Consider the following 25,833-nt stretch of genomic DNA (forward strand, 5'->3'; position numbering starts at 1 on the left):
GTCCTCGCTGCGACACCGACGTCGACCCATCCTCTCGGACGCTACCCGGATAGCTGCGGCACCGGCGTGGGGCTTCAGAGACGCTGCCTGAGCGCCGCGACCGTCTTCTCGCCGACGCCGTCGACGGCGCGGAGTTCGTCGTCCGAGGCGGACCGGACGCCGTCGACGCTGCCGAACCGACGGAGCAGTTTCCGGCGCGTCTGCGGACCGACGCCGTCGACGCCGTCGAGTTCGGTGGAGACGTCGTCGCGGAGCGTCTGGTGGTACTGCACCGCGAAGCGGTGGGCCTCGTCACGGACGCGCTGGAGGACGTGGAGCTGCGGCGCGTCGGTCGGCCAGTCGTGGGTCCCGTCGGGCGTGACGACCAGCTCCTCCGCCTTCGCGAGCGCGACGGCGGGGACGTCCCAGCCCACCTCACGCAGCGCCTCCCGGGCCGCGTCGAGTTGCCCTTCGCCGCCGTCGACGAGCAGCAGGTCGGGGTCCGGGCGGTCGTCGCGGCCCTCGACCGCGCGCGCCGCGCGCCAGCGGACCAGCGCCCGCATGTTGGCGTAGTCGTCGTTGCGTTCGTCGAGCTTCTTGCGTCGGTAGTCGGCCTTCTCGGGGGACCCGTCGGTGAAGACGACGTCGCTGCCGACGACGGCCGACCCCTGGGCGTGGCTCACGTCGAAGCCCTCGACGCGCGCGACCGAGTCGAGGTCCAGCGCGTCGGCGAGCGCGCGGAGTTCGTCGGGCTCGCTGGCACCCCGGCGGGCGTTCTTCAGCGCGAGGTCGACGAGCGTCGCCTCCCGCCCCGCGCCGGGGACGCGGACGGCGACGCCCTCGCGTTCGAGCCAGTCGACGACGTCCGCGTCCCCGGGGCGCTCGGAGAGCAGGAGGGCGTCGGGCAGGTCGCGTTCGGCGTAGAACTGCGGGACGAACGCTGCGAGGACGGCCGCGACCGGGTCGCCCGGCGAGTCCTGACCGTCGTCGGGGATGGAGAGCGCGTGCCGGTCGCGGTCGACGAGCTGGCCGCGCTCGCTGTGCAGGCGGGCGACGGTCGCCGTCTCCCCCTCGACGACGGCCGCGAGAACGTCGACGCGGTGCTCGTCGCTGTCGGCCGCGATGGCCTCCCCGTCACCGCCGTGGAACCGTTCGACGGCGTCGAGCTTGTCCCGGACGTTCGCCGCGCGCTCGAACGCCTGCTCCTGTGCCGCCCGCTCCATCTCGCGCTGCAGGGGGTCCGCGAGCACGCCCGTCTCGCCGCCGAGGAACCGCTCGACGCTCTCGACGTCCGCGAGGTACGCCTCGCGCCCGATCTCGTCGGTGCAGGGTGCGGTGCAGAGCCCCATCTCGTGGTCGAGGCAGGGGCGGTCGCGGTTGGCGTACTTGTAGTCCGAGCAGCCGCGGACGCCGTACGTCTCCCGGAGCGCCTTGACCACGGTCTCGACGACGGATTTGCGCGTGAACGGGCCGAAGACGGTCGCGCCCTCCCGGTCCGGGTCGCGCGTTATCTCGATGCGGGGGAACTCGTGGCCGGTCACCTGGACGAGCGGGTAGGACTTGTCGTCCTTCAGGCGGACGTTGTACCGCGGCTGGTAGCGCTTGATGAGGTTCGCCTCCAGCAACAGTGCCTGCGTCTCGGTGTCGGTGACGGCGAAGTCGACGGCGTCGGCGCGCTCGACCATCCGCGCGATGCGGTCGCTGCGGGGGTCGGCGTAGGAGCGAGCGCGGGCGCGGAGGTCGACGGCCTTGCCGACGTAGAGGACCGTCTCCCCCTGGAGGAACTGGTACACCCCGGGTTCGCGCGGTAGCTCCCCCGCACGTTCCCGGACCGTGGCGGCGTCCATCGACGCCGCCTAGTCGTTCCGCCGGTTTGAACTTGTCCCAACGATGCCGCGTATCTGGCGCGCCGCCGTCTCGGCCCGCTCGGCGTCTGCGGGGATGCAGATCGCGTCCCTGCCGAGGCGCTCGATGACGAGTTCCTCGGACTGGCTGGCGTAGTAGCGGACGGCGAACGCCGCAGCGAGAACGAGCAGCGCGACGCCGAGGAACAGGAAGACGTCGGTGAGGACGCCGAACAGGTCCGAGGCGACCCGGATCGCCCGGTCGACGCCGCCGATGGCCCGGCCGCCCGGGACGTTCGACCCCCCGACCGTGGCGAGGACGCCGCTGTTGTGCAACAGCGTCCCGAACCCGACGAGCACGCCCCCGTACACCATGCTCCGGACCGCCCAGGAGAGGTACTGTCCCCGGCCGGCGGTCCGGACCCGTGCGTCCACGACGTTCGGCCGGTCCGCGTGGTCGAACAGGCGCTCGTCGCCCTCGGGCGTGAACGCGAGAACGCGGTGGCTCGTCACCACGATCCGGGCGCCGCCGACCGGGATCTCCTCTTCGACTTCTTCGCCCGCGAACAACAGTTCCGCCAGACGGTCGTCCGACGTCTGGGACAGCGGGGACTCACTCATCATGTACCGGTGCAATGACGGGGAAGAATAAGGTTGCGGCTCCCGGATTCCGCGAGCAAGCGACGCGGTGGTCGCACGGCGTCGCGGGTGTGTCGCCGGCGACCGCCGCAGCGCTCACACGACGTCGACGCAGCGTCGCAGCCCGCCAGATTCAAACCCGGTGGCAGGGAACGGAGGAACATGGACGACGAACGGGTCTGGCTGGTCGAGCGGACGTACTCCCAGCGCGACCTCGTCACGCTGGTGTACGCAACGCCGGACGGCGAGCGCTACCTGCGCAAGGAGAAGGCGGCGCACCTCGGCGGCGACGCGACCGCCGCCATCGAGGTCTCGCCCGACCGCCTCACACCGGTCGACGACGAGGACGACCTGGAACGCTACGCCAGCGAGGCCGCCCGCATGGCCGAGAAACACGACCCGGACGAGACGATCTGAGACGGAGGCTGCGTCGCCGCAACCGAACGACGAGGCATCCCTGAACTGCCACGTGAGGCGGTTTCCGCGGCACACAGAGGAGTGCCACCACCCGGCATGGAACAGTAACATTTTATGTGCGTTACCGTAACCCGGAACCATGGCTGCGATAGAACTCGACGGGGTGACGAAACGCTTCGGCGACCTCACCGCCGTCAGCGATCTCTCCCTGGAGGTGCAAGAAGGGGAAGTGTACGGCTTCCTCGGCCCGAACGGGGCCGGCAAATCGACCACCATCAACCTGGTCCTGGACTTCATCCGCCCCACCGAGGGGTCGGTCCGCGTTCTCGGCCGCGACGCCCAGGCGGACAGCGTCGCCATCCGCCAGCGGACGGGCGTGCTGCCCGAGGGATTCTCCGTCTACGACCGGCTCACCGGACTCCAGCACGTCGAGTTCGCGACCAAGTCGAAGGAGAGCGACGACGACCCGGAGGCGTTGCTCGACCGCGTGGGCATCCTCGACGCCGCCGACCGGAAGGCGGGCGGCTACTCGAAGGGCATGCGTCAGCGCCTCGCGCTCGCGATGGCGCTGGTCGGCGACCCCGACCTCCTCATCCTCGACGAACCGTCGACCGGACTCGACCCGAACGGCGCCCGCGAGATGCGCGAGATCGTCCGCGAGGAGGCCGACCGTGGCACGACCGTCTTCTTCTCGAGCCACGTCCTCGGCCAGGTCGAGGCGGTCTGCGACCGCGTGGGCATCCTCCGCGACGGCACGCTCGTCGCCGAGGACAGCATCGAGGGACTGCGCGAGACGACGGGCGCGGAGACGACGCTCCGCGTCGAGACGGCGTCGGTCCCGAACAGCGCGGTCGAGGAGGTCCGCGCCGTCGACGGCGTCTCGGGCGTCACCCGCGACGGTGACGCGCTGTACGTCGACTGCGACCCCGACGCCAAGACGACGGCCATCGCCACGCTCGAGAGCGCCGGCGTCGACGTGACCGACTTCGAGACGGAGGAGACGTCGCTGGAGGACATCTTCGTCACCTACACCGAGGGCGAGGAGGTGTCGGCATGACCTGGCAGGCCGTCGCGTCCAAGGACTTCCAGGACGCCTCCCGCTCGCGCTGGCTGTGGGTGTTGACCGTCCTGTTCATCGCTATCTTCGCCGGCCCCGCGCTGCTCATCGCCGGCGGCGTCATCGGCCTCTCGTCGGAGGGCGGCGTCACCACGGACGACTACCTCTCGCTGATGCGGCAGGGGTCGTCGATCATCGTCCCGCTCATCTCCATCGTCGTGGCGTACGCGTCCATCACCCGCGAGCGCGAGTCGGGGACGCTGAAGCTGCTGCTCTCGCTGCCTCACTCGCGGGACGCCATGGTGTTCGGCAAGGTCATCGGGCGCGCCGCCGTCGTCGGCCTCGCCATCCTCGTCGGCGTCGTCGTCTCGGCCGTCGCGCTGGTCGGCGCGGGACTGGAGTTCAGAATCGTCAACTACCTCGCGTTCGTGCTGCTGACGCTGTTGCTGGGCGTGGTGTTCGTCGGGCTCGCCACCGGCATCTCCGCTAGCGTCAGCACCAGCCGTCGCGCCATGGGGCTGGCGATGAGCATCTACATCTCCTTCGTCGTGCTCTGGAACGCCTTCGCCAACCAGGTCGGCGGCCTGCTCAAGGACACGGTGGGCGTCAGCACCGCCACGCAGTTCAAGGCCATCATGTTCCTCAAGCTACTGAACCCGACCGCCGCGTACAAGTCGCTGCTCGGGAGCGTCATCTTCGACAGCGCGCTCAATGCCCGCGTCCGCATGTTCAGTGGCAGTTCCGCAATCGAGACGGTCGGTCGGTGGCAGACCGCCGCGAAGGCCATCAACGAGACGGTCCCCCTCTGGGCGAGCGACCTCTTCGTCGTCGTCTACATGCTGGTCTGGCTGTTCGTCCCGGTCGCCATCGGGTACTTCCTCTTCCAGAAGGCCGACCTCTGACGCGGTTCGCGAACCCTTCTCGACCATAGCGTGCCGGGTTACTCGACTTCGACGCCCCGTTCTTCGAGCAGGTCGTGGAACGCCGCCGGCGACAGCTCCGGCACGCCCTCGGCGTCGGCGTCCGCACGCTTCGTCGTCCCCGGATTGTCGCCGACGACGAGGTAGTCCGTGTTGCCCGACACGCTACCCGTCGCGTTGCCGCCGTGGCGCTCGACCAGGTCGGACAGTTCGCCCCGTGGCCTGTCGAGCGACCCGGTGAACACGAACGTCAGCCCGGCGAGTTCGTCGCCGCCGCCGGTCTCGGCCGACTGCGGGTCGACGTACTCGCGGAGGTCCGCGATGACCGCCCGGTTGCGGTCGGAGTCGAAGAACTCCCGGATCTGGTCGGCGACCGTCGGACCGACGTCCGGGACGGATTCGAGGTCCTCGCGAGAGGCGTCCATCACGGCGTCGAGGGTCCCGAACTCCCGGGCGAGGTCGCGGGCGGTCGCGGGCCCGACCTTCGGGATGCCGATGGCCGAGAGGAACGACGCGAGCGGCGGGTTCCGCGACGCCTCGATCTCCTCGAGCAAGTTCTCGGCGCTGCGTTCGCCCCAGCCGTCCAGGTCGAGCAGGTCGGACGCCTCGATGCGGTAGAGGTCGGCAGGGCTGTCCTCGATTACGCCGGCGTCGACGAGCTGGTCGACGCGCTCCTCGCCGAGGCCGTCGATGTCGAGGCCGTCGTCGCTGCCGTAGTACGCGACGGCGCGGCGCAACTGGGCGTCGCAGGCGAGGCCGCCCGTACAGTAGGCGATGGGGCCGTCGTGCTCGATGGCGCTGTCGCAGACCGGACAGCGGTCCGGCATCTCGTAGTGGCCCTCGCTGCGCTTCTCGACCACCTCGTCGACGTAGGGGATGACGTCGCCGGCCCGCTCGACGCGCACGACGTCGCCGACGTTGACGTCCTTCGCCGCTATCTCGGCGGGGTTGTGGAGGCTCGCACGCGAGACGGTGACGCCGCCGACGTCGACCGGTTCCAGGAGCGCGACGGGCGTCACCCGCCCCGTCCGGCCGACCTGGAGCACGACGTCGGTCACCGGCGTCTCCTCCGAGCGCGGCGGGAACTTGTAAGCGTAGGCCCACCGGTAGTGCCGGGAGGTGGTTCCGAGCTCCTCACAGCGGTCGAGGGCGTCGACCTTGACGACGACGCCGTCGACCTCGTAGTTCAGGTCCTCGCGGTCGGCCTGCAGGGCGTCGCGGAACCGGATGGCGGCCTCGACGTCGTCGACGCGCTCGGTCCGGTCGTTGGTCCGGAGCCCGTACGTCGGGAGCGTCTCGCGTTCCTCCCAGTTCGTCGCGAACTCCGCGGAGGCGTCCAGCACGTCGTAGAAGAAACAGTCGAGCGGGCGGTCGGCGGTGACCGACGGGTCGAGCTGCCGGAGCGAGCCCGCGGCCGCGTTGCGCGGGTTGGCGAACGGGTCGTCGCCGCGCTCGACGCGCTCGCGGTTGAGCTGCTGGAAGGCGTCGCGCGGCAGGTACGCCTCGCCGCGCACGGCGAGGAAGTCGGGATGGTCGCCGCGCAGGCGCTCGGGCACGCTCGCGATGGTCCGGACGTTCTCGGTGACGTCCTCGCCCTGTTCGCCGTCGCCGCGCGTCGCCGCGCGGACGTACTCGCCGTCCTCGTAGACGACCTCGACCGACAGCCCGTCGAACTTCGGCTCGCAGACGTAACGGACGTCGTCGACGCCCAGCGTCCGCCGGACCCTGTCGTCGAACGCCCGCACGTCGTCGGGGTCGCCGCTGGAGTCGATGGAGAGCATGGGCGCGACGTGCTCGACCGTGCCGAGTTCCGCGACCGGTTCGCCGCCGACCCGGCGCGTCGGACTGTCCTCGGTCTGGACGTCGAACGCCGCTTCGAGGTCCTGCAGCCGCGAGAAGAGAGCGTCGTAGGTGCGGTCGGCGACGACGGGGTCGTTCTCGACGTAGTAGCGGTAGTCGTGGTAGCGAATCGCTTCCCGGAGCTGTTCGGCCTGCTCGCGCGCCTCATCGGCGTCCAGTTCGTCGACCGACGCGAAGTCGGTCGGCGGCGACTCGACGTATGGGTTCTCCGCGCTCACCGATGCCATCGTTTCACTGGTCGTTCCGTCCCGGGTTATAAGTTCGTGGGAGAACGCCGGCGGTGGCTCGCGGGCGGTGCTCCAGCGACGAGAACAGGCGAAAGGGAAGGCCAGACCAGCGACCGGGGTCAGAACGAGACCTGGTCGGGACCGAACGTGCCGAGCGGCATCGGGTCGCGGTCGCTGTAGTGACGGCGGCCGATGGCCTTGCTGCTGAGCGCGCAGTACATCGCCTCGCGGGCCTCGTGGGCCGAGTCGTACGTCTCCTCGCCCATCCGTTCGAACACTTCGGCGAGCGTCTCGGACCCGTTCGGCAGGTCGAGTTCGTAATCGCCGTGGGCGTCGACGAGTCCGGCGGTGTCGGTCGGGTACTGGTGGTCGTCGAGCAGTCGCGTGGCCTGCTTGAGCGTCATCACCAGAAACAGGAGTAAAGATAATTATAAACTTTGTCCACAAGGGAATGGGGTTGCGTACTAGGGCCTAAAACACGTTTAATCGCCCACCGCAAACGCCTTGCCGGGCCGCGACACAGGGAGAGCATGAGCGTCTTCGCGGACCTGCACGTCCACACGACCAACTCCGACGGGGCGATGGCCCTCGACGAGGTTCCGGAGGCCGCCCGCGACGCGGGCGTGTCGGTCGTCGCCATAACGGACCACGACCGACTCCACCCCGACCTCTCGACGCCCGTCGCCGTCGTGGACGGCGTGACCGTCGTCCACGGCATCGAACTCCGCGTCGAACCCGAGGGCGGCGAACGGGTCGACCTGCTCGCCTACGGCGTCTACCCGACGACGGAGCTCGCGGCGGAACTGCGGCGACTCCAGGAGGACCGGAAGGAGCGCGGGCGGGCCATCGTCGAGTGCGTCGAGGACCGCCTCGGCGTCGACCTGGACGTGGACATCCGGGAGGGCCTCGGCCGGCCGCACGTCGCGCGGGCCATCGCGGCCCACCCCGACACCGACCACGACGACGTCGGCGACGCGTTCGCGGAACTCATCGGCAACGGCCGCCCCTGCTACGTGGCCCGTGACGTGACGGGGTTCGAGCGAGGCGTGGAACTGCTCTCCGACGCTAGCGGGCTCGTCGGCCTGGCACATCCGTTCCGCTACGACGACCCGGCGGCCGCCCTGGAGTTGACGAGCGAACTGGACGCCGTCGAGCGGTACTACCCCTACGGACAGGAGGTCGACCACCGCCCGGTCGAGAAGGCCATCGCGGACCACGACCTCGTCCCGACGGGGGGCAGCGACGCACACGACGACGCGCTCGGCGAAGCCGGACTGTCGAAGCCGGAGTACCGCCACTTCCGGTCGGCGGTGTCGCTGGGGAACTGACGGGACCGTCGCGCCGGCCGACGGAGAAAGATTATCCCCGCGATTGACAGGAAGGCGGCGTAGCGTTAAGGTACGTCGAGTCCTTACCGTGGCGTATGCAGTGTCACTACTGCGATAGGGAAGCGACCTTCGCCCCCGAGAAGGACGGCGTTCGGGTCGGCCTCTGCGACGAACACTTCCGCGAGCGGTTCGAGGAACTCTCGGAGACCGACGCGCTGGACGCCATCGAGCAGGAGTTCGACGCGGACCAGTTCGAGTAACTTCGGTCCGTCAGTCCTCCACCGTCGCCCGGAAGACGGTCCCGGCGTAGTCGTAGACTCGTTCCGCCTTCGGCGGCGCTTCGTTCTCGGTCGTCGGGTCGCGGTAGGCCGCGGCGAGGATCGTCTGCACCATCCCGACCCCGTCCGTCTCGACGCGCACCGTCGAGACGTCCGTCTCCGTGAGATACGGCAGTCCGTTCCGGAGCGCGTACGACTGGATCGCCTGCTCCGTGACGAGCGTCGCCGGCGTACTGTCGGGCGACGCGCGTTCCAGCACCAGCGTCTCGGGCGAATCGGCCCCCTCCGCCTTCGCCGTCCTGACCGTCAGGACGTCGCCGTCGCGCTCGGTGGCGGCGACGTCAGGTGCGTCGAGGGCGAGCGTGTCGCCGGTCACCTCGAACAGCGCGAGCGCGCCAGCGTGGGCGAACGCGTAGACGCCCGGACCGAGGTGCTCCACCCTCGCGCGACTGCCCATCGCGTCCTCCTCGACGTCCGCGTCCCCGATGCCGAACTGCCACGTGAACCGGGTGCCGGGCTCGACGTGGGTGTACGGCTGTGGCACGACGTGCGGGGCGACGTAGGCCCAGCCGTCGTCGACGCGCTTCGCCACCGTCCACGCGAATGGGTTCATCCCCACCGACTCGTCGCCGCCGTTGTACAGCGTGAACGTCGTCGAGTCGCTCGGACGCGCCAGCACCTCGTCCCCCGGGACGACGTACGCCGTCTCGTGGACGCCCGTATCGAGCGCGTGGTAGCAGGTGGTGTCGTCGACGAAGGCGGGACAGGGCTCGCCCTCGAACCGCGACTGTTCGACCGGAACCGGGTCGTCGGCGGGCGGTTCGTCGGTCGTCGTTCCGTCCGTGGTCGTCCCGGTCGTCGTTCCGTCCGTGGTCGTCCCGGTCGTCGTTCCGTCGTCGGTTCCGCCGGGCGTGGTCGAGTCGGTGGGTCCGTCAGCCCCCTCGCGGAGCTGGCCGACGCAGCCGGCGAGCGCGCCGGCACCGAGGAGGGCGATGAGTCTGCGGCGTCGCATACTGCACGCCTCGCTCCGGTCGGGTAAAGCCTTTCAGTAGGCTCAAAGAAGCGTTTGAGTGATTCGAGACGGGGACGACGTCGGCGTCTCCAGGGCGTCGAACGAAGTATCGGCCGATCAGACGCGGCCGGCGTCGACGTCGATCGCGTCGACCGGGCAGACGTCGACACAGAGCATACAGTCGATGCACTGGGCCTCGTTCGCCGGGTCGGCCTTCCGCTCGCTCTCGGGGTGGTCGGGGGTGTCCACCCACTCGAACACGTCCACCGGGCAGTCTTCGAGGCACGCGCCGTCGGCGATGCAGAGGTCGAAGTCGACGGCGACGTGGGTGCCGTGGATGCCGAGTTCCTCCGGTTCGTCGACCGGACCCCACACGTCGTGGCCCTCGTGCTCGTCTACCTTCTCTCTGTTCTCAGTGAATTGGGGGTCGATAGCCATCGATGTTCACCTGCACGTACCAACGCGAAAGCAGTACTTAAACCTCCCGTCAGAACTTAAAGGTGGTGCCGCCGGCGAAAGTTTAGGTAGGGCTAAAAACGGCAGCGAGAGGACCGAGCACGAGCGTTCGGCGATTCGGCCGGACGTGAGATTTAAGTACTCAGTCGAACCGACCGGTCACCGCGCCGCAGTCGACGCAACGGGTCACGAGCGCGTCGCGGTCCTCTGTCATCTCGATGTCGTTCGGCGTGCGCTCGCCGCAGTCCTCGCAGTGGCGACGCACCTCGGTCTCGCCGGCGTCGCGAGGTGCGCCGACGGCGAGCGCGACGACCCGCTCGTCGCCCTCGTTGACGCCGCGCTGGAACTCGCCAGGGGCGACCCGGACGGCCTCGCCCGCTCCGACCGCGACCGGGTCGTCCGCCGTCTCGAACGTCACCGTCCCGGACTGGACGTAGAACACCTCCTCCTGGTCCTCGTGGGCGTGGTAGCCGAACGCGAAGCTGTCGCCCGGCGCGAGTTCGTAGTAGTTGAGCGCCACGTTCTCGGTGCCGAGTTCCTTCGTCAGCGGTCGCTTCACGTCGGCCGGACCCATGTACGACTTCGCGTCGTCGATGCGAATCTTCTCCATACCCCGTGGTACCGCCCCGCGTGAAAAAACTGCTCCGGTGGCGGCACGCCGGCCTTCGGGAGGGAGGACGTGGTGTATCAGCGCCTCTCCGGCGGCCAGTACGCCTTTGCTCGCCCGCGCCGTCGCACGACGCGGTCACGCATGAGCGACGAGAGCATCCCCGGGTACACGTTCGGCGAACCGTCCGTCGCCGAGTCACCCATCGACGACGAGGAGTTCGAACTGTTACAGGAGACGGTGATGTTCACCGAGGAGGACGAAAGGCACCTGCGCATGGCGGGCGAGGTGCTCGACGGGCAGGTCGACGACGTGCTCGACACCTGGTACGGGTTCGTCGCCGACCACGAGCATCTCGTCCAGTACTTCAGCACGCCCGACGGCGAACCCATCGACGAGTACCTCGACCGCGTCAGGGAGCGGTTCGCCCAGTGGATACGCGACACCTGCGACCCGCCGTACGACGAGGACTGGCTCGACTACCAGCAGGAGATCGGGCTCCGGCACACCCACGAGAAGAAGAACGAGACCGACGACGTCGACTCGGTCGACCACATCCCCTACCGGTACATGGCGGCGTTCATCTATCCCATCACGGCGACGATGCGCCCGTACCTGGCGAACGGCGACCACGACGAGGAGACGGTCGAGAAGATGTACGACGCCTGGTTCAAGACGGTCGTCCTGCAGGTGACGCTGTGGAGCGAACCGTACGTCCGCGACGGCGAGTTCTGACCCGACCGCGGACGACGGTCGCGTCTCCCGCCGCGGCCGCCGGCGAGAAAGCAGGGATACGACGGACCGACCCGTGGAGACGGGAACGCAGGCGAAACCCTCCCCGGGTGCGAGCAAAGGGCACAGTTCCACGCGAAACGCAGGGGGGTACGTCACCATCCCCCATCCACGTCGCGTAACGCGAAGTCACCCGCCCCACCCCGACAGTTCAACTGGCCAACGAGTCCCGGGTGCGGTCGGGAGTCACGGTATCCCACACCCGTTCGTTTCGACTGGAGCGACGGCCCCGGTCGGCGTCCACCTGACCGCTACACCTGCTTTTTTGCGCCCGCCACTCATCTCCCGAGTCGTGACCGAGATACCGAGTCCCGGCCTGGGAACGTCGGGGAACGACGACCACGAACAGTGCGCCGCGACGGTCGAGTCGGCCATCGAGATGGGGTACCGCCACGTCGACACGGCGCAGATGTACGACAACGAGGCGGCCGTCGGCGAAGGCATCGCACGCGCCGACGTCGACCGCGAGGAGGTGTTCCTCGCGACGAAGGTCCACCCGGAGAACCTCGCGCCCGAGGACGTGCGAAGGACGGTCGAGGAGAGCCTCGACCGCCTCGGCGTCGACCGCGTCGACCTGCTGTACGTCCACTGGCCGACGGGTGCCTACGACCCGGAGACGACGCTTCCGGCGTTCGACGAACTGCACGACGCGGGGGCGACCCGCCACGTCGCCGTGAGCAACTTCACGCCCGCGCTGCTGGACGAGGCGTGTGAGATACTCGACGCACCCGTGGTCGCCAACCAGGTCGAGGTACACCCGCTACTCCAGCAGGACGACCTCCGGGCGTACGCCCACGAGCACGACGTCACCCTCGTCGCCTACGCGCCGATACTGCGGGGCGAGGCCGGCGACGTGCCCGAACTGCGCGAGGTAGCGGAGAAGCACGACGCCACGCCGTCGCAGGTCAGCCTCGCGTGGCTCCACGCGAAGGACGTCGTCCCCATCCCGAAGGCGACCGGCGACGGTCACCTCCGGGAGAACTTCGAGACGCCCGACCTCGACGACGAGGACGTCGCGACGATCGACGCCATCGACCGCGAGCGCCGGCTCATCGACCCCGACGCGGCCCCGTGGAACTAGCTGCGCACGGTCTCGCGCAGGCCGGCGTTCGACCGCAGGCCGGCTAGCTCTCGCTCACGGCGACCAGCGAGCGTCCCACCGGCCGATGCCGTCGGTGCCCTGCCATCGCACCGACCGTATCGAGGCCTCGGACGACGTCTCGTAGGCGATCCAGCCGCGGTTGGTCCCGCCGGACTCGACCTCGGACGACTCGTACCGGCCGTCCTCCTTCGCGATGCCCGCCGGCCCGACCTCGGTCGTCCCGTCTTCGCCCGGCGGGTCCACCATGAGCGTGATGTCGGACCGAGAGGCGGTTCCCTGGGCCGACTCGAGTCGGTTGCCGGCGACGACGGCGACGAACACCCACTGCCGACCGTCGCCGGCGGGAACCTCTCGCCGACTCCCGTTCGGCGGGTTGTAGCTGTAGCGACTCGTCGGCGTCACGTCGTTGACCGTGAGCGCGGTGTCGACCGGGCTGACGTACGTCCCGCCGAGCGAGAACGTCCGCGGGCTGACGTCGACCGTGAACGCTCGCTGTGCGTTCGGAATCCGGAAGATTGCTCGACCGGCGTAGGGGTACCTGTACCCGGCCGACCACTTCGCTGTCTGGCCCGGGTCGATGATCTTCGTCTCGATGTCGGTCGCCTTGTGCCAGCCGTCGCCGCTGCCCGACACCCGGATGGGTGAACTGAACGCACCGGGACGGCCGCCCGTGTTCTTCACGACCGCCTTGAGCGTGAGCTCGTCGCCCATGACGGCCTCCTTCGGCACGTCCAGGGAGGTGATCGTGAACGACGGCCCTTGACTGGTGGTCCCACCGTCGTCGGTGGTCGTCCCGTCACCGCCACCCGTCGTCCCATCCCCCCGTCCCGTCGTGGTTGTCGTCGACCCGTCGCCCCCACCGCTATCAGGCCCGGAACCGCCGGTGCAGCCCGCCAGGACGGACCCGACGAAGGCAGTTCCGGACGCCGTCAGAAATCTTCTACGGCGCATGGGTAATTTATATATGGAGTGCTAAATAAAGTCTATGTAAGCAATTTGAGTCCAGACGGGACCGTTCAAGAGTTCCGACCGTATCGGCGTAGAATCCATCGTCCCTCCCCGGAAAGGAGTTGTGGCCGTCGCAGTTCGACCGCCAGAAACCGGGAGGATTCCGGCCAGAGACGTGATGCGATGGCGCTCACCGCTGCTCGACCGGGTCGCCCACGCTGATGTCCCCCGACTTCACGACCCTCGCCCGGAGGCCGCCGCGGTGGACCAGCGCGGAGAGCGCGCCGTCCTCGGTCAACGATTCGAGGTGCGAGCAGGGTTCACAGAGTTCGACGCCCTCGCAGACGGCGTCCCCGACGCGGAACCGCTCGCCGACGAGGTGGTTCAGCGCCGCGTCGCGGGTCGTGACGTTGCGGCGGTGAGCGCCGTCGGCGAGTTCGATGTCGGCCTCGCGCTCGACCGCTTCTAGCGTCTCCGCCTCGATGAGCGTCAGGTCGTTGCCGTCCATCCCGGGGTCGAAGTGGCGGTCGCCGCGGAGTCCGCTGCCCGCGACCGCCTCGACCGACCCCACCGACTCCGTCGCTGCGCCGGACTCGGGTGCGACGTGGAGCGCCGCGACCTCGCCAGTGCCGTCCATGCGGGTCGCTTCCCAGCGGGGAGATATAAACGTAGGGTCGACACAGCCCGGCGGTCAGTTGGCGAACAGGCCGGCGTGGACGGGTGCGAAGTCGCTGCCGGACGAGACGAACCGGCGCAGCGGCGCGCTGATGAGTTCGGGCCGGGCGAGGAACGCGTCGTGGCCGTAGTCGGTCTCGACGACGCGGTGGGTCGCGTCCGCGCCGGCCTCGTCGAACGCCGTCGCGAGCGCGTCGCCCTGCGCGGTCGTGAAGTGCCAGTCGGACGTGAACGAGAAGACGAGCGCCTCGCCGTCGAACTCGGCGAGCGCGTCGGCGTCCGACTCGTGACCGGCCGCGAGGTCGTAGGTCTCCATCGCGCGCGTCAGCCGAAGGTAGCTGTTGGCGTCGAAGCGGTCGACGAACTGCGAGGCGTTGTAGTCGAGGTAGCTCTCGACCGAGCGGTAGGCGTCGTCCTCGCGGCCGTCGCCCGGCGACGGAGGGACGGCCCCGGGAGCGAACTCCCGCGGCGGGGAGTCGGCCAGTTCGCGACCGAACTGGTCGGTCATCGACGGCTTCGACCGGTAGGTGACGTGCGCGATCTGGCGGGCGAGCGCCAGCCCCCGGTCGGGGTGGTCGGGGTAGTAGTCGCCGCCCTGCCACGCGGGGTCGACGGCGAGGGCACGGCGTGCGACGGCCGAGAGCGCGACCAGTTGCGGGTCGAGGCGCGCGCCGGTGGCGATGGGGACGACGCGCTCGACGCGGTCGGGGTAGCGCTTCGCCCACTCGATGGCGTTCATGCCGCCGACGCTGCCGCCGACGACGGTGTGGAGGACGGAGACGCCGAGGTAGTCGAGGAGGCGGCGCTGCGCGCGCACCCAGTCGCCGACGGTGACCGCGGGGAAGTCCGAGCCGTACGGCTCGCCCGTCCGCGGGTCCACGCTCGACGGACCGGTGGTGCCGTAGCAGGAGCCGGGGACGTTCGCGCAGACGACGAACTTGTCGGTGGTATCGATGGGAGCGCCGGGGCCGACGACCTCGTCCCACCAGCCCGCTGCCTGGGCGAGTTCGTCGTCCTGCTCCGGTTCGCTCGACCGCGCCGCACCGCGTCCGAGACGCACCTGGTGGCTGCCGGTGAGCGCGTGACAGACCAGGACGGCGTCGTCGGACGGGTCGCCGTACGTCTCGTAGGCGACCTCGAGGTCGGGGACGCCGCCGCCGCGTTCGAACTCGAACCGGCCGAGGGAGACGTGTCCGGACGTGAGGTCGCGGGGGTCCCTCGCGGCGCGTGTGTCGTTCCTGGCGCGTGTGCCGTTCGCGGGGTCGCGTGTGCCCGTCATCTACGCTACCTCCGTCGCGCGCTCGATGCTCCGGTCGAGGTCGGCGAGCAGGTCGGCCGGGTCCTCGATACCGACGGAGAGGCGGACGAGGTCGGGCGTGACGCCGGCCTCGCGCTGCTCGTCGGGCGATAGCTGTGCGTGCGTCGTGCTCGCCGGATGGATGACCAGCGTCTTCGCGTCGCCGATGTTGGCGAGGAAGCTGGCGAGTTCGGTCGTCTCGCAGAACGCCTTGCCCGCCTCGTAACCGGCCTCCAGGCCGAACGCGACCATCCCGCCGTAGTCGTCGAGATACCGCTCCGCGTTCTCGTGGGTCTCGTGGCGCTCCAGCCCGGGGTAGGCCACCCACGCCACGTCGTCGTGGTCGGCGAGGTACTCGGCGACGACGGCGGCGTTCTCGCAGTGGCGCTCCATGCGCAGCGGCAGCGTCTCCAGGCCCTGAAGGGTCTGCCAGGCGTCGAACGGCGACTGCTGGTTGCCGAGGCTGCGGAGCGACCGGAAGCGGGAGGCGGCCGCGAGCGGGGCGTCCGCGAAGTCGCGGGCGAAGTCGGTGTCGCGGTACGCGGGGTTGTCGTCGGCGAGTTCGGGGTAAGCGTCGGCGTGGTCGGTCCAGTCGAAGGTCCCGCCGTCGACGAGCACGCCGCCGACCGTCGTGCCGCTGCCGTGGATCCACTTCGTCGTGGAGTTCCAGACGACGTCGGCGCCGTGTTCGAGCGGGCGACAGAGCGCGGGCGTGGCGAAGGTGTTGTCCACCACCAGCGGCGCGCCCGCCTCGTGGGCGATTTCGGCCACGCGTTCGAGGTCCGGGGTGACCAGCGAGGGGTTGCCGATCGTCTCGACGTGGACGTAGGCGGTGTCGCCGTCGACCGCGTCCTCGTACGCCGCGTAGTCGAGGGTGTCGACGAACCGCGGTTCGACGCCGCGCTTCTCGGCGTTCGCCGAGAGGTAGGTCGTCGTCCCGCCGTAGGTGTCCGTCGAGCAGACGACGTTGTCCCCCTGCTCGCCGAGGACGAGGGTCAGCGCGTCGAGGGCGGCCATGCCGCTAGCGGTGGCGACGGCACCCGCACCGCCTTCGAGCGAGGCGAGGCGCTCCTCCAGCATCCGGGTCGTGGGGTTCGAGATGCGGGAGTAGATGTCGCCCTCGCGCTCCAGCGCGTAGAGGTCGGCCGCGTAGTCGGCGTCCTCGAACTCGTAGGAGGTCGTCTGGTAGAGCGGGGGCGCGACCGCGCCGGTCGCGGGGTCGGACTCCTGCCCGGCGTGGACGCTGCGGGTCCCCAGTCCCGGTCCGTCCGCCGCCCGCCGTCGGCCCTCGTCGTTGGTCATGTACTACAGGCATATTCGTGGAGAGATTTATAACCAGCGGTTACGACAGGAGCTGCGGCCGTCCGGAGGGCTGAACCGACGGGTCGACGGAGGTGGTAACACCTGGCATGGAAACGGTACGGACCCGGCCGGAACCGCCGCGGAACGGTACGGCGCTCACGCCGTCAGCGTCGCGAGCAGGAACGTGACCACGAGGACGCCGACGCCGAACAGCGCGACGAGGACGGTGCTGTCGACGGCGGCACCGGCGAAGACGGCGCCGAGCAGGCGGAGGAGTTCGAGCGAGACGAGCACGAAGACGACGACCCGCAGTCGGGTCACCGTGCGGCGGAGGTCGTCCACCGTCCCGTCCAGGTCGGCGACGTCGGGGGCAGGGTCGGCCATCGGGCGGCGGTTCGCACCGCCACCCCGTCAATCCTGTGACACGCGTCGGGCGTGCCTCTCTCGCTCGCCGCGCGCGGTGAACGACACCACTATGCCACTCCGGCGACTCGAATCGGTCGATGCGACAGCGGACGTTCACGCTCGCCGGCCTCGCGGCGTTGGCGCTCACGCTCGTCAGCTTCGTCCTCCTCGGGTTCGGCCGCCTCGTCCTCCCCTACCGGACGGCCCGCTACCTCTCCGCGCCGACGCTGTTCCTCGCGTTCGCGCTCGTCCTCGGCCTGCTCGGCTACTCGGCGCTGGTCGTCCTCGGCGTCGCGGACCTCGACTGACCTCACTCCCCCTGCTACGCTTCGCTGCCGCCTACCGGGACGAGCAGGACGGGAACCGGGCTCTTGCGCACGACCCGCGCGGAGACGCTCCCGAGCAGGACGCGGTCGACGCCCCGGCGGCCGTGGGTCCCCATCACGACGAGGTCGGCGTCCCCGGCGGCGTCCAGTATCGCCTTCGCGGGCTTGCCGTGGACGACATCGCCGTCTGCGTCGATACCGCGGTCCTCGGCGGCGTCGACCCCCTCGTCGACGGTCTCGGTCGCGACCGCGTCGAGACTGTCGAACAGGATGTCTTCGGCGACGTCGCGGGGCAGCACCTTCTCGTCGACGACCGAGAGGAGGTGGACGGTGGCGTCGGCGGCGTCCGCGAAGTCGAGCGCGTGGTCGAGGACGCGTTCGGACTCCTCGCTTTCGTCCAGCGGGACGAGGATGCGATCGTACATCACGTCCCTACTCGCCCGCGGCGGAGAAAGGGATGTCGGCGGGGACGGTCGGTCGGTGGACGTAGCTCCGGTAGCCGTCACGCGTCGCTGGCACGTCCCACCGCGGTTCACCCGCACCCGGCAGCGCTTTCGTCGTACGGCATGGTGAGCGCCCCGCCCTCCGTGATCTGGATCGCCACCACGTAGCAATCGCCGGGGCGCGCCTCGTTCGGGAACGTCTTCACGTACCAGTCGCCGCCCGTCAACCTCGCTTTGACCGTGAACGTCGACGGGTCGTCCATCCAGTCCTCGTCGATCACGGGCGCAGGGTTCTCGCTCGTCCCGAACTCCGAGCTGCGTCGAACCCTGATCTCGTCGTCGTACACCGCCGTCCCGTCCGAGAGGACCCGTATCGCCAGGGTGTGTGGGGCGTCGTCGAGGTTCGACACGGAAATATACTCGAGTCGCGCCCTGGAAGCGGAGAGAACCTGACAGCCCCCCAGCGCAGCGATGGCGAGCGAGAGGAACTTCCGTCGGTCCATACGCCGGACTCGACGCTCCGGAAGTAAATGGTATCGGAGACCAGGGTGAAAGATACGCGGTTCGTCATCCGTCGGGTAACTGACCGACACCTCGCCGACGGAACGCGCCGAGAGTCACTCGCGGTCCGGGAGGTTCGGACCGAGCCACGCGAGGAAGGCGTCGGGGCTGCGCGACTGTCGCCAGATGTTGCCAGGGCCCTCGAACTCGCAGACCAGCCCCTCGTCGTCCATCGCCGACGTCAGCCCGTCGACGCGCTGGACCTCGACGTCGACGCTGTCCTCGAAGGCGACGACGTGGCCGGTGTCGACGACGTGGCGCTCGCCCGAGTCGAGGCTCACCACCGAGACGGCACCGTAACTGGAGAGGAAGGTGAGGCCGGCCCCGACCAGTTCGAGCAGGAACGTGTCCCGTCCGCCGAAGAAGGTCCGCTCGCCGTCGAACGCCACGTCGAGGTCGACCGCCGCCTCCGCGGCGAGGAACGACGTCGACTGGACGTACAGCGACTCGCCGCGGAGTTCGTAGGGGGAGATGTCACCCGGGAACGGCGGCGCGAGCGTCAGCGTCGCCGGACCGTCCGCCTCGAACGTGTTCACGACGAACGAGTCGCTCAGCGCCGCGCGTTCCAGCCCCTCGAAGGGACCACGGTCCGCGTCCTCCTCGTCCCCGGACGCGACGCTCATCGACCCGGAGTAGCTGACCATCGACCCCGCCTCGGTCCGGACGGCGTCGCCGGCGTCGAGCATCAGTTCGAACTCCGCGAACGACGGCTGGTGGACCTTCTCGTAATCCATGCCGGCGTCCGGCACGCGACCCAGTCGCATATAGCTGGTCGCCGTGCCGGACGACCGCCGCCCACACGATTTAATCGACCGCGCGGCGTAGCGTGGCGGGTCATGGAGGTGAACTGCGAGGGCTGTGCGGGGTGCTGTATCGACTGGCGCGCCGTCGGCGACGGAGCGTCGGATCACGAACGTCGAGGAGCGCGACGGCCGCTCGACGACGCGTACAACCTCGTGCCGCTCACGCGCGACGACGCTCGCGCGTTCCTCGACGCGGGGCTGGCCGACGCGCTCACGCCGCGCCTCTGGCGGGCCGACGACGGCGCCGCCGTCGACGGCGTCGAGCTGGCCGCCATCGACGGGCAGCCGGTCTTCTTCCTCGGACTGCGGCAGACGGCGAAGCCGGTCGAGCCGTTCGGCACCGACGCGCACTGGCTGCCGACCTGCGTCTTCCTCGACCCGACGACGCTGCAGTGTCGCATCCACGACCGCGAGGAGTACCCGACCGAGTGCGCGGAGTACCCCGGCCACAACCTGGAACTCGACGCGGAGACGGAGTGTGAGCGCGTGGAGTCGGCGTTCGGCGGCGAACGACTGCTCGACGGCGACCCGCCGACGTCGCTCTCGGGACTGTTGCTCGGACCGCAGGCGGTCGGCCAGAAGGTGTTCGTCTACCCCGACCCGGACGACCTCGACGGGGTGGTCGACCGCGCACGCGCCGACGAACTCACGGCCGACGACCGGGCCCGGTTCGTCGCTGCCGCCGTCGCCGCGCGCCCCGGGACGACGGACGTCGACCGCGAGCGGTTCGAGACGGCGCTTGAGCGAGCGGCCGCCGCCGACTCGTGGGCGGGTCGTGCCGTCGCCGAGTGGGAAGCGACCGCCGGGACGACCGGCGACGAGGCTCCCGACCCCGACGTCGCCGAGCGGATCGAGGACGACCGCGGCGCGCCGTCGACCCCCGGCTGGTGACGGGCCACTGCCCTGGTTGGGAACGGTCTGCTCGCCGCACTCCAGCCACTCACCGCTCCCCGGTCGCTACGCTACGACGAAATCCTCGGTACGCGTCCGCAGTGCATAAAAGAGAAGCGGGGTCGCTGGCGGCGATAGCTGACCTGGTTCGAACGGAATCGGCGAGAAGCGAGCAATCCGGCGCTCTCCACTGGGGAGCCGACCTACTGCGACTTGATCTCCTCGAACTGCTCGAGCAGGTCCTCGGCAGACGTGCCGGAGTCGTACTCTACAGTCCCGTGATAGCTGGATCGCTCGTCGTCGAAGCTGGCGTCCACGGAACTGTTTTTCCGTTCACGGCGCTCGTGTTCGTCTTCGTCATAGGCACCCATTGACATGGCAACCACACCCATACTTGGCGGCTGTGCAGTATTAATGTAACGGATAATAACTGGTTTCCACGGAGCGGTTAAATCGTCAGACGCAAGGGGAGAACGCGCCGTACACACCCTCCCGGGTAGCACAAGGCGTAAAGCCCTCGAACGGATATCTGACGGTGTGGCAAGTCCGCTCCGGTTTCGCCGCTCCACGGAGCGGTGGAACGACGACCGAATCGACCGCGACATCTACGCACCCCTCGACGACAACCTCGGCGCAGAGCGCGTGACGCCCCACTACGTCGGCCCGAACGGCTACCGGACCCGGCGGTTCGAGATGGACAACGGGGACGTCGCGCTGTTTGCCTGGCGCGACGGCGACGACCCGGTGGCGTTCTGGCTCGGCAACACCGAGACGCCGTCGGCGCTGTGGAAGACGACGAAGTACACGTTCGACGAGGTACCCTATCCGGTCGCCCGGTGGGGCCAGCGCGAACTGCTGGGCGACCTCGAGGCCGAGACGCCGTGGCTCGCGGAGTACGACCACCTCTCGTGGTTCTTCCTCCCGGTACTGTTCTCGAAGGACGGCCGCGACAGCTCCCGGAAGTTCTTCCGGAACCACGGCGTCGGATTCCCGGACGCGACGCGCGACGAGGCGCTCGCGTTCTACGAGCGGTTCCTCTCGACGGGCGCGCTCGACGACTACCGCTACACGATGGCGTCGAAGCTCGGGACGAGCGAGCACGTCGACGCCGGCCGGATGAGTTCCGCGATGAGCGAGTTCACCGCCGCGAAGGTGCTCACCGACGCCGGCTACGACCTGACGCCCGAGATCGAGGTGACGACGGGGCACTCGCTGGACTTCCGGGCCGACCCCCCGGACGGCGACGGGACCACCCTCGTCGAGGTCACGCGACCGCGGCCGCCCAAGCGCCGCGACGCCGACCACCCCGTCACCGCCCTCCGGGAGACGGCGGCGACCAAGACCAACGGCCAGTTGCAGGAGCACGGCGGCGGCGCGGTCCTGTTCGTCGACTGCTCGGGCTTCCGCGACGACGAGTGGACCGCCATCGTCGGCGAGAAACCGGAGGTTCGCCACCGGCCCGCCGTGGTGTTCCGGGCGCGCCCGGACGGCAGCGTCGAGGGGTACGCCAAGGGGTCGGTCCCCCTCTCGCTCGACGGCGCGGTAACCTGGGTCTGAGCGGCGAGAAAGACGGGCGACTCTTCGATTCCGGAAACCGGAGAACGAGTTTTACGTCGCGAACGCCTACCGTCGGGTATGAGCGAGACGACCACCGACGGCGAGGCGGCGACCGAAACGGCGGAGACCCGGGTCTGGCTGGTCGAGCGGACCTACTCCGACGACGAGCAGAACCTCATCATCCTCGTGTACGCGACGCCGGACGGCGAGCGCTACTTCCGGAAGGAGCGCGCGCTGACCAGTTTCACCGGTGCGGCCCGCGAGACGCTGGCCGCCCTCGACGTCGCACCCGGGCAACTGGGGGCCGTCGACGACCCGGAGACCCGCGAGCGATACGCCGCGGAGGCGACCCGGATGGCCGAGAAGTACGACCCCGACGACCCCATCTGAGCGCGGTCGCCCGGTGGGATTCGACCCGCGACGCGGTCCTTTTTGACGCGCCACCCGTAGCGGGCGTATGACGACCGACCAGTGCGACGGGTGTGGCGCCGACGTGCCCATCGCGGGCGGCATCGCCAACCTCTGGAACACGGACCCGCAGGCGTCCGGCGGGATGACGCTGGAGTTCGAGGACGGCAGCGAACACTTCCTCTGCTACGCCTGCATCGACCGGTTGCCGGACTACCCGACAGCGGAGGACGTGGCGGCGCTGGACGAGGAAGCGCGGGACGAGGAGTGATCGCCGGCCGGTTCGCTCGCGTCCGCTCGGTGCGTCGCCGACGCGCCGTCGCCCCGGACCGTCAGGTTTTTCGCTCCCGGCTTTCGTCGAAGAAATCGTGAACCCCGAGCGGATTTTCGAGGAGTTCCCCGCTCCCTCCTACCGCGGCAACCAGCGCGACGCGCTCGCCGACGTCCGCGACGCCTTCGAAGACGGCAACGACGTGGTGCTGGTGCGCGCGCCCACGGGGAGCGGGAAGTCGCTGCTCGCCCGCGCCATCGCGGGCTGTGCCCGGCGGCCGGACGAGGCCGCACCGAGCGACGCCATCGGGGCGTACTACACGACGCCGCAGGTCTCCCAGCTCGACGACGTGGCGGCCGACGACCTGCTGGACGACCTGAAGATCATCCGCGGGAAGCGCAACTACACGTGCATCCTGCCGGGCGAGGGCGACACCCCCGTCGACCGCGCGCCCTGTGCCCGGGAGAAGGGATACGACTGCTCGGTGAAACACCGCTGTCCGTACTTCTCCGACCGCGCCATCGCCAGTAACCGCGAGATCGCCGCGATGACGCTCGCGTACTTCATGCGCACCGCCGGCTCGGAGGTGTTCCGCAAGCGCGACGTCGTCGTCGTCGACGAGGCCCACGGCCTCGCCGAGTGGGCGGAGATGTACGCCGCCATCGACCTGAACCCCCGGACCGTCCCCATCTGGGAGGACCTGCAAGTGCCCGAGGTCGACCGCGTCGAGCGCGCCGTCCAGTACGCCGAGCGGCTCTCGAACGTCTGCTCGCGCCACAAGGACGAACTCCTGGCGCAGAAGGAGCTCTCGCCAGCCGAGGCTGCGCGCCGGGACCGTCTCCAGGAGCTCATCTCCGAACTCGACTGGTTCGTCGACGACTACCGCGACCCCGACAGCGCGACGGAGTGGGTCGTCGACCAGGACGGCGCTGGCGGGTCGGGAGACGGCGGAGGTCCCATGACCATCAAACCGATGAACCCCGAGCGGTACCTCGCCCACACCGTCTGGGACCGGGGGAACCGGTTCGCGCTGCTGTCGGCGACCATCCTGAACAAGGAGGCCTTCTGTCGGCAGGTCGGCCTCGACCCGTCGAACGTCGCGCTCGTCGACGTCGGCCACACGTTCCCCGTCGAGAACCGGCCGCTGTACGACGTCACGCAGGGGAAGATGACCTACGAGCACCGCGACGACACCCTGCCGGACATCGCCCGCACCGTCGTCCGCGTCATGCAGGCCCACCCCGACGAGAAGGGCATCGTCCACGCCCACTCCTACGCAATCCAGGAGAAACTCGCCGACATGCTCGACGACTTCGGCGTCGGCGGCCGGGTGCGCGCCCACGACCGCGAGACCCGCGACGCCGACCTCGAAGCGTGGAAGGCCACCGACGACCCGGACGTGTTCCTCTCGGTGAAGATGGAGGAGGCGCTGGACCTGCGCGGCGACCTCGCGCGCTGGCAGGTGCTCTGCAAGGCGCCGTTCCAGAACACCGGCGACTCCCGGGTCGCCCACCGCCTGGAGGACGGCCAGTGGGCGTGGTACTACCGGGCCGCGCTCCGCACCGTCATCCAGGCCTGTGGGCGCGTCGTCCGCGCGCCCGACGACCACGGCGCGACCTACCTCGCCGACTCCAGTCTCCTCCAGCTGTTCGACCGCGCCCGCACGGACATGCCGGCCTGGTTCGAGGAGCAGGTCGACCGGATGTCGGTCCCCGACCTCCCCGACTTCGACCCCGGCGACGCCGGCGGCGGCCCCGGCGGGCGGACCCGTCGCTCACGGCGCGGTCGACGGACGAGCGGCGGGGGAACCAGCGGAAGCGGCGGGACGTCCGACGCCGGCGGGTCCAGCGGCTCCAGCACCCGCGAGCGCAAGAGCCCGATGGCCGACGTGTGGGACACCGAGTAGTCAGAAGAACGATATCGAGTACGCTATCCCCGACCCGAGCATCAACAGGACGAAGAACAGCGATATCAGTTTCTGTCGAAGGTTCTCCATGTCTGTTCCGGAGGCGGCGACCGACATAACCGTTAGGGTCACGACGGCGGGGGGTTCGACCTGGAATGGGTTCACCTCGAAAGCCCCCATCCGCTCGCCGCCTGCGACTCGCTGCGCTCCTCACTGCGTTGCGGTGGTTGCGTCGTCTCGGCAGCCGAGCGGACGGCCCCTTCCAGTCCCGCCCAGCGGTAGTCGGTCGGGTAGCCGAAACGGACGGACTGAACGGGACGAGTCGCTGAGAGACGGTGACCCACCGTCGGCGCGTTCGTCACCGGCGCGCGCGAGCAACGCGCGCGAGGGACGAGCATCGCAGGCGGGAGCCCAGCGAGCGCCGAGACGCGCAGGCGGCTGGGGAGGGCGAGGCGCGGTGCGGGGCGGGGCGGACCGTGGCGGATGAAGGGCGAGCGAGCACCGCAGGTGCGAGCGAGGGCTTCTCTACTCAGAGGCTCAAGCGGTAGCTAGCCGCGTGGAACGCACGCAGTCACTGGCCGTGCGGAGTACCCCGCAGCAGGTCGTCACGAGCGACGAACGCGGAGCGAGCACCGCAGGTGCGAGCGAGGGCTTCTCTACTCACAGGCTCGAGCAGTAGCTAGCCGCGTGGAACCGCAGTTAGTCGTCGCAGAAGGCGAACGGGAACGCGCATCAGAGACAGGGAGGGACGGCCGCAATCCTGAACCTGGCGCACAGCGAAGCGCGTTCGATGACGGCTCGCAAGCGACTGTCACGGCGGATGCTCGTCTCGGCTGCCGGCGCGTCGTTGCTCGCGGGGTACGTCGCCGAAGCGCGCGGTCGCGGCGTCGGACGACAGGAGGACGAGGGGGAGACGGTCGCCCTGCCGTCGCCCGACCGGGAGGGCGACCTCGCCGTCGAGGCGGCCATCGCGAACCGGCGGTCGCGGCGCGAGTACGCCGACGAACCGCTCTCGACCGCCGAACTGGGGCAACTGCTCTGGGCCGCCCAGGGCGTCACGGAGCCGTCGACCGGCCACCGCGCCGCGCCGAGCGCGGGGGCGACCTACCCGCTCGAACTCTACGCCGTCGTCGGCGAGGGCGGCGTGGCGGACCTGCCGGCGGGCGTCTACCACTACCGGCCGAAGTCCCACAGCGTCGAGCGGACGCGACGCGGGGACGTCCAGGCCGAGTTGCGGGACGCGGCCGTCGACCAGGAGTGGGTCGGCGCGGGCGCGGTGGACGTGGTCGTCACGGGCGTCGACCGGCGGACGGTGCAGCGCTACGGCGCGCGCGGCCGGCGGCGGTACGTGCCGATGGAGGCCGGCCACGCCGCGGAGAACCTCTACCTGCAGGCGGAGGCGCTCGACCTCGCGATGGTGACCATCGGCGCGTTCGCGGACGACCAGGTGGTCTCGCTGCTCGACGCGCCCGAGCGGAACCGGCCGCTGTCCATCAATCCCATCGGCAAGCGGCCGTAGAAG

General features: G+C 69.7%; 30 protein-coding genes. 14 read left to right on the top strand and 16 right to left on the bottom strand.

Translation table 11 applies throughout. From position 1 onward, the window contains the following. Positions 1 to 74 precede the first annotated feature (74 nt). On the bottom strand, positions 75 to 1,826 hold the full coding sequence (locus NKT36_RS07220; RefSeq protein WP_327053282.1) for an excinuclease ABC subunit C: 1,752 nt from the start codon (positions 1,824 to 1,826) through the stop codon (positions 75 to 77). A 9-nt stretch (positions 1,827 to 1,835) separates the two neighbouring features. Beyond that, positions 1,836 to 2,447, bottom strand: coding sequence for a hypothetical protein (locus NKT36_RS07225; protein ID WP_327053283.1), 612 nt, complete (start codon positions 2,445 to 2,447; stop codon positions 1,836 to 1,838). 177 nt (positions 2,448 to 2,624) lie between these two features. Here NKT36_RS07225 and NKT36_RS07230 point away from each other — a divergent pair, with 177 nt between their 5' ends. From NKT36_RS07230 to NKT36_RS07240, 3 genes are all read left to right on the top strand, one after another. Further along, a complete protein-coding gene (locus tag NKT36_RS07230; protein ID WP_327053284.1) occupies positions 2,625 to 2,879 on the top strand; it encodes a hypothetical protein in 255 nt (84 codons plus the stop codon). A 139-nt stretch (positions 2,880 to 3,018) separates the two neighbouring features. Next, positions 3,019 to 3,936: an ABC transporter ATP-binding protein gene (locus NKT36_RS07235; RefSeq protein WP_327053285.1), complete on the top strand. Its 918-nt coding sequence runs from the start codon at positions 3,019 to 3,021 to the stop codon at positions 3,934 to 3,936. Then, positions 3,933 to 4,838 (top strand): ABC transporter permease subunit, encoded by a 906-nt coding sequence (locus NKT36_RS07240; RefSeq protein WP_327053286.1) that lies wholly within the window; start codon positions 3,933 to 3,935, stop codon positions 4,836 to 4,838. The genes NKT36_RS07235 and NKT36_RS07240 overlap by 4 nt, the downstream gene beginning before the upstream one ends. Before the next feature lie 38 nt (positions 4,839 to 4,876). Here the strand turns inward: NKT36_RS07240 and ligA are convergent, their stop codons facing one another. Both ligA and NKT36_RS07250 read right to left on the bottom strand, forming a co-directional pair. After that, positions 4,877 to 6,943 carry an NAD-dependent DNA ligase LigA gene (gene ligA, locus NKT36_RS07245; RefSeq protein WP_327053287.1) on the bottom strand — a complete coding sequence of 689 codons (2,067 nt, stop codon included), beginning with the start codon at positions 6,941 to 6,943 and terminating at the stop codon, positions 4,877 to 4,879. A gap of 119 nt (positions 6,944 to 7,062) precedes the next feature. After that, positions 7,063 to 7,347, bottom strand: coding sequence for a DUF5789 family protein (locus tag NKT36_RS07250; protein WP_327053288.1), 285 nt, complete (start codon positions 7,345 to 7,347; stop codon positions 7,063 to 7,065). 126 nt (positions 7,348 to 7,473) lie between these two features. Between NKT36_RS07250 and NKT36_RS07255 the strand changes: the two genes are divergently transcribed. After that, the gene (locus NKT36_RS07255) at positions 7,474 to 8,271 is read left to right on the top strand and encodes a PHP domain-containing protein (protein WP_327053289.1); all 798 of its coding nucleotides are present in this window, start codon (positions 7,474 to 7,476) and stop codon (positions 8,269 to 8,271) included. A gap of 95 nt (positions 8,272 to 8,366) precedes the next feature. Further along, positions 8,367 to 8,531 carry a DUF6757 family protein gene (locus NKT36_RS07260; RefSeq protein WP_327053290.1) on the top strand — a complete coding sequence of 55 codons (165 nt, stop codon included), beginning with the start codon at positions 8,367 to 8,369 and terminating at the stop codon, positions 8,529 to 8,531. A 10-nt stretch (positions 8,532 to 8,541) separates the two neighbouring features. On the opposite strand, the gene NKT36_RS07265 is transcribed toward NKT36_RS07260, so the two are convergent. From NKT36_RS07265 to NKT36_RS07275, 3 genes are all read right to left on the bottom strand, one after another. Continuing rightward, positions 8,542 to 9,561, bottom strand: a complete 1,020-nt coding sequence (locus tag NKT36_RS07265; protein WP_327053291.1) for a hypothetical protein — start codon at positions 9,559 to 9,561, stop codon at positions 8,542 to 8,544. 117 nt (positions 9,562 to 9,678) lie between these two features. After that, positions 9,679 to 9,999 (bottom strand): 4Fe-4S dicluster domain-containing protein, encoded by a 321-nt coding sequence (locus NKT36_RS07270; RefSeq protein WP_327053292.1) that lies wholly within the window; start codon positions 9,997 to 9,999, stop codon positions 9,679 to 9,681. A 160-nt stretch (positions 10,000 to 10,159) separates the two neighbouring features. Beyond that, entirely contained in the window at positions 10,160 to 10,627 is a 468-nt protein-coding gene (locus tag NKT36_RS07275; RefSeq protein ID WP_327053293.1) for a cupin domain-containing protein, read from the bottom strand. Positions 10,628 to 10,768: 141 nt separating this feature from the next. On the opposite strand from NKT36_RS07275, the gene NKT36_RS07280 reads away from it, so the two are divergent. Beyond that, positions 10,769 to 11,359, top strand: a complete 591-nt coding sequence (locus NKT36_RS07280) for a protoglobin domain-containing protein (RefSeq protein ID WP_327053294.1) — start codon at positions 10,769 to 10,771, stop codon at positions 11,357 to 11,359. 349 nt (positions 11,360 to 11,708) lie between these two features. Next, positions 11,709 to 12,497: an aldo/keto reductase gene (locus NKT36_RS07285; protein WP_327053295.1), complete on the top strand. Its 789-nt coding sequence runs from the start codon at positions 11,709 to 11,711 to the stop codon at positions 12,495 to 12,497. 54 nt (positions 12,498 to 12,551) lie between these two features. Here NKT36_RS07285 and NKT36_RS07290 read toward each other — a convergent pair whose 3' ends face one another. From NKT36_RS07290 to NKT36_RS07310, 5 genes are all read right to left on the bottom strand, one after another. Beyond that, positions 12,552 to 13,469 (bottom strand): DUF4352 domain-containing protein, encoded by a 918-nt coding sequence (locus NKT36_RS07290; RefSeq protein ID WP_327053296.1) that lies wholly within the window; start codon positions 13,467 to 13,469, stop codon positions 12,552 to 12,554. Between the two features lie 187 nt (positions 13,470 to 13,656). Continuing rightward, complete coding sequence (locus tag NKT36_RS07295; RefSeq protein WP_327053297.1) at positions 13,657 to 14,103, bottom strand: MOSC domain-containing protein; 447 nt, start codon at positions 14,101 to 14,103, stop codon at positions 13,657 to 13,659. A 54-nt stretch (positions 14,104 to 14,157) separates the two neighbouring features. Further along, positions 14,158 to 15,420, bottom strand: a complete 1,263-nt coding sequence (gene metX / locus NKT36_RS07300; protein ID WP_327053298.1) for a homoserine O-acetyltransferase MetX — start codon at positions 15,418 to 15,420, stop codon at positions 14,158 to 14,160. Then, positions 15,421 to 16,740, bottom strand: a complete 1,320-nt coding sequence (locus NKT36_RS07305; RefSeq protein ID WP_327053299.1) for an O-acetylhomoserine aminocarboxypropyltransferase/cysteine synthase family protein — start codon at positions 16,738 to 16,740, stop codon at positions 15,421 to 15,423. Between the two features lie 156 nt (positions 16,741 to 16,896). Then, a complete protein-coding gene (locus tag NKT36_RS07310) occupies positions 16,897 to 17,124 on the bottom strand; it encodes a hypothetical protein (RefSeq protein WP_327053300.1) in 228 nt (75 codons plus the stop codon). Between the two features lie 119 nt (positions 17,125 to 17,243). Here NKT36_RS07310 and NKT36_RS07315 point away from each other — a divergent pair, with 119 nt between their 5' ends. Beyond that, positions 17,244 to 17,453 carry a hypothetical protein gene (locus NKT36_RS07315; protein ID WP_327053301.1) on the top strand — a complete coding sequence of 70 codons (210 nt, stop codon included), beginning with the start codon at positions 17,244 to 17,246 and terminating at the stop codon, positions 17,451 to 17,453. A gap of 14 nt (positions 17,454 to 17,467) precedes the next feature. Here the strand turns inward: NKT36_RS07315 and NKT36_RS07320 are convergent, their stop codons facing one another. The 3 genes from NKT36_RS07320 to NKT36_RS07330 form a co-directional block, all read right to left on the bottom strand. Then, complete coding sequence (locus NKT36_RS07320; protein ID WP_327053302.1) at positions 17,468 to 17,896, bottom strand: universal stress protein; 429 nt, start codon at positions 17,894 to 17,896, stop codon at positions 17,468 to 17,470. A gap of 107 nt (positions 17,897 to 18,003) precedes the next feature. Further along, positions 18,004 to 18,417, bottom strand: a complete 414-nt coding sequence (locus NKT36_RS07325) for a hypothetical protein (RefSeq protein WP_327053303.1) — start codon at positions 18,415 to 18,417, stop codon at positions 18,004 to 18,006. 114 nt (positions 18,418 to 18,531) lie between these two features. Continuing rightward, the gene (locus NKT36_RS07330; RefSeq protein ID WP_327053304.1) at positions 18,532 to 19,209 is read right to left on the bottom strand and encodes a TIGR00266 family protein; all 678 of its coding nucleotides are present in this window, start codon (positions 19,207 to 19,209) and stop codon (positions 18,532 to 18,534) included. A gap of 102 nt (positions 19,210 to 19,311) precedes the next feature. Here NKT36_RS07330 and NKT36_RS07335 point away from each other — a divergent pair, with 102 nt between their 5' ends. Further along, positions 19,312 to 20,169, top strand: a complete 858-nt coding sequence (locus NKT36_RS07335; RefSeq protein WP_327053305.1) for a YkgJ family cysteine cluster protein — start codon at positions 19,312 to 19,314, stop codon at positions 20,167 to 20,169. A gap of 203 nt (positions 20,170 to 20,372) precedes the next feature. Here the strand turns inward: NKT36_RS07335 and NKT36_RS07340 are convergent, their stop codons facing one another. Next, positions 20,373 to 20,546, bottom strand: coding sequence for a DUF5786 family protein (locus NKT36_RS07340; RefSeq protein WP_327053372.1), 174 nt, complete (start codon positions 20,544 to 20,546; stop codon positions 20,373 to 20,375). A 160-nt stretch (positions 20,547 to 20,706) separates the two neighbouring features. Between NKT36_RS07340 and NKT36_RS07345 the strand changes: the two genes are divergently transcribed. From NKT36_RS07345 to NKT36_RS07365, 5 genes are all read left to right on the top strand, one after another. Further along, positions 20,707 to 21,726 carry a DUF5784 family protein gene (locus tag NKT36_RS07345; protein ID WP_327053306.1) on the top strand — a complete coding sequence of 340 codons (1,020 nt, stop codon included), beginning with the start codon at positions 20,707 to 20,709 and terminating at the stop codon, positions 21,724 to 21,726. 78 nt (positions 21,727 to 21,804) lie between these two features. Continuing rightward, positions 21,805 to 22,116: a hypothetical protein gene (locus NKT36_RS07350; protein ID WP_327053307.1), complete on the top strand. Its 312-nt coding sequence runs from the start codon at positions 21,805 to 21,807 to the stop codon at positions 22,114 to 22,116. A gap of 67 nt (positions 22,117 to 22,183) precedes the next feature. After that, entirely contained in the window at positions 22,184 to 22,405 is a 222-nt protein-coding gene (locus NKT36_RS07355; protein WP_327053308.1) for a DUF7561 family protein, read from the top strand. Positions 22,406 to 22,502: 97 nt separating this feature from the next. Next, positions 22,503 to 24,311 carry an ATP-dependent DNA helicase gene (locus NKT36_RS07360; protein WP_327053309.1) on the top strand — a complete coding sequence of 603 codons (1,809 nt, stop codon included), beginning with the start codon at positions 22,503 to 22,505 and terminating at the stop codon, positions 24,309 to 24,311. A gap of 790 nt (positions 24,312 to 25,101) precedes the next feature. After that, complete coding sequence (locus tag NKT36_RS07365) at positions 25,102 to 25,830, top strand: SagB/ThcOx family dehydrogenase (RefSeq protein WP_327053310.1); 729 nt, start codon at positions 25,102 to 25,104, stop codon at positions 25,828 to 25,830. Positions 25,831 to 25,833 lie beyond the last annotated feature (3 nt).

This window comes from Halomicrococcus gelatinilyticus, assembly GCA_024227995.1.
Lineage (GTDB): Archaea > Halobacteriota > Halobacteria > Halobacteriales > Haladaptataceae > Halomicrococcus > Halomicrococcus gelatinilyticus.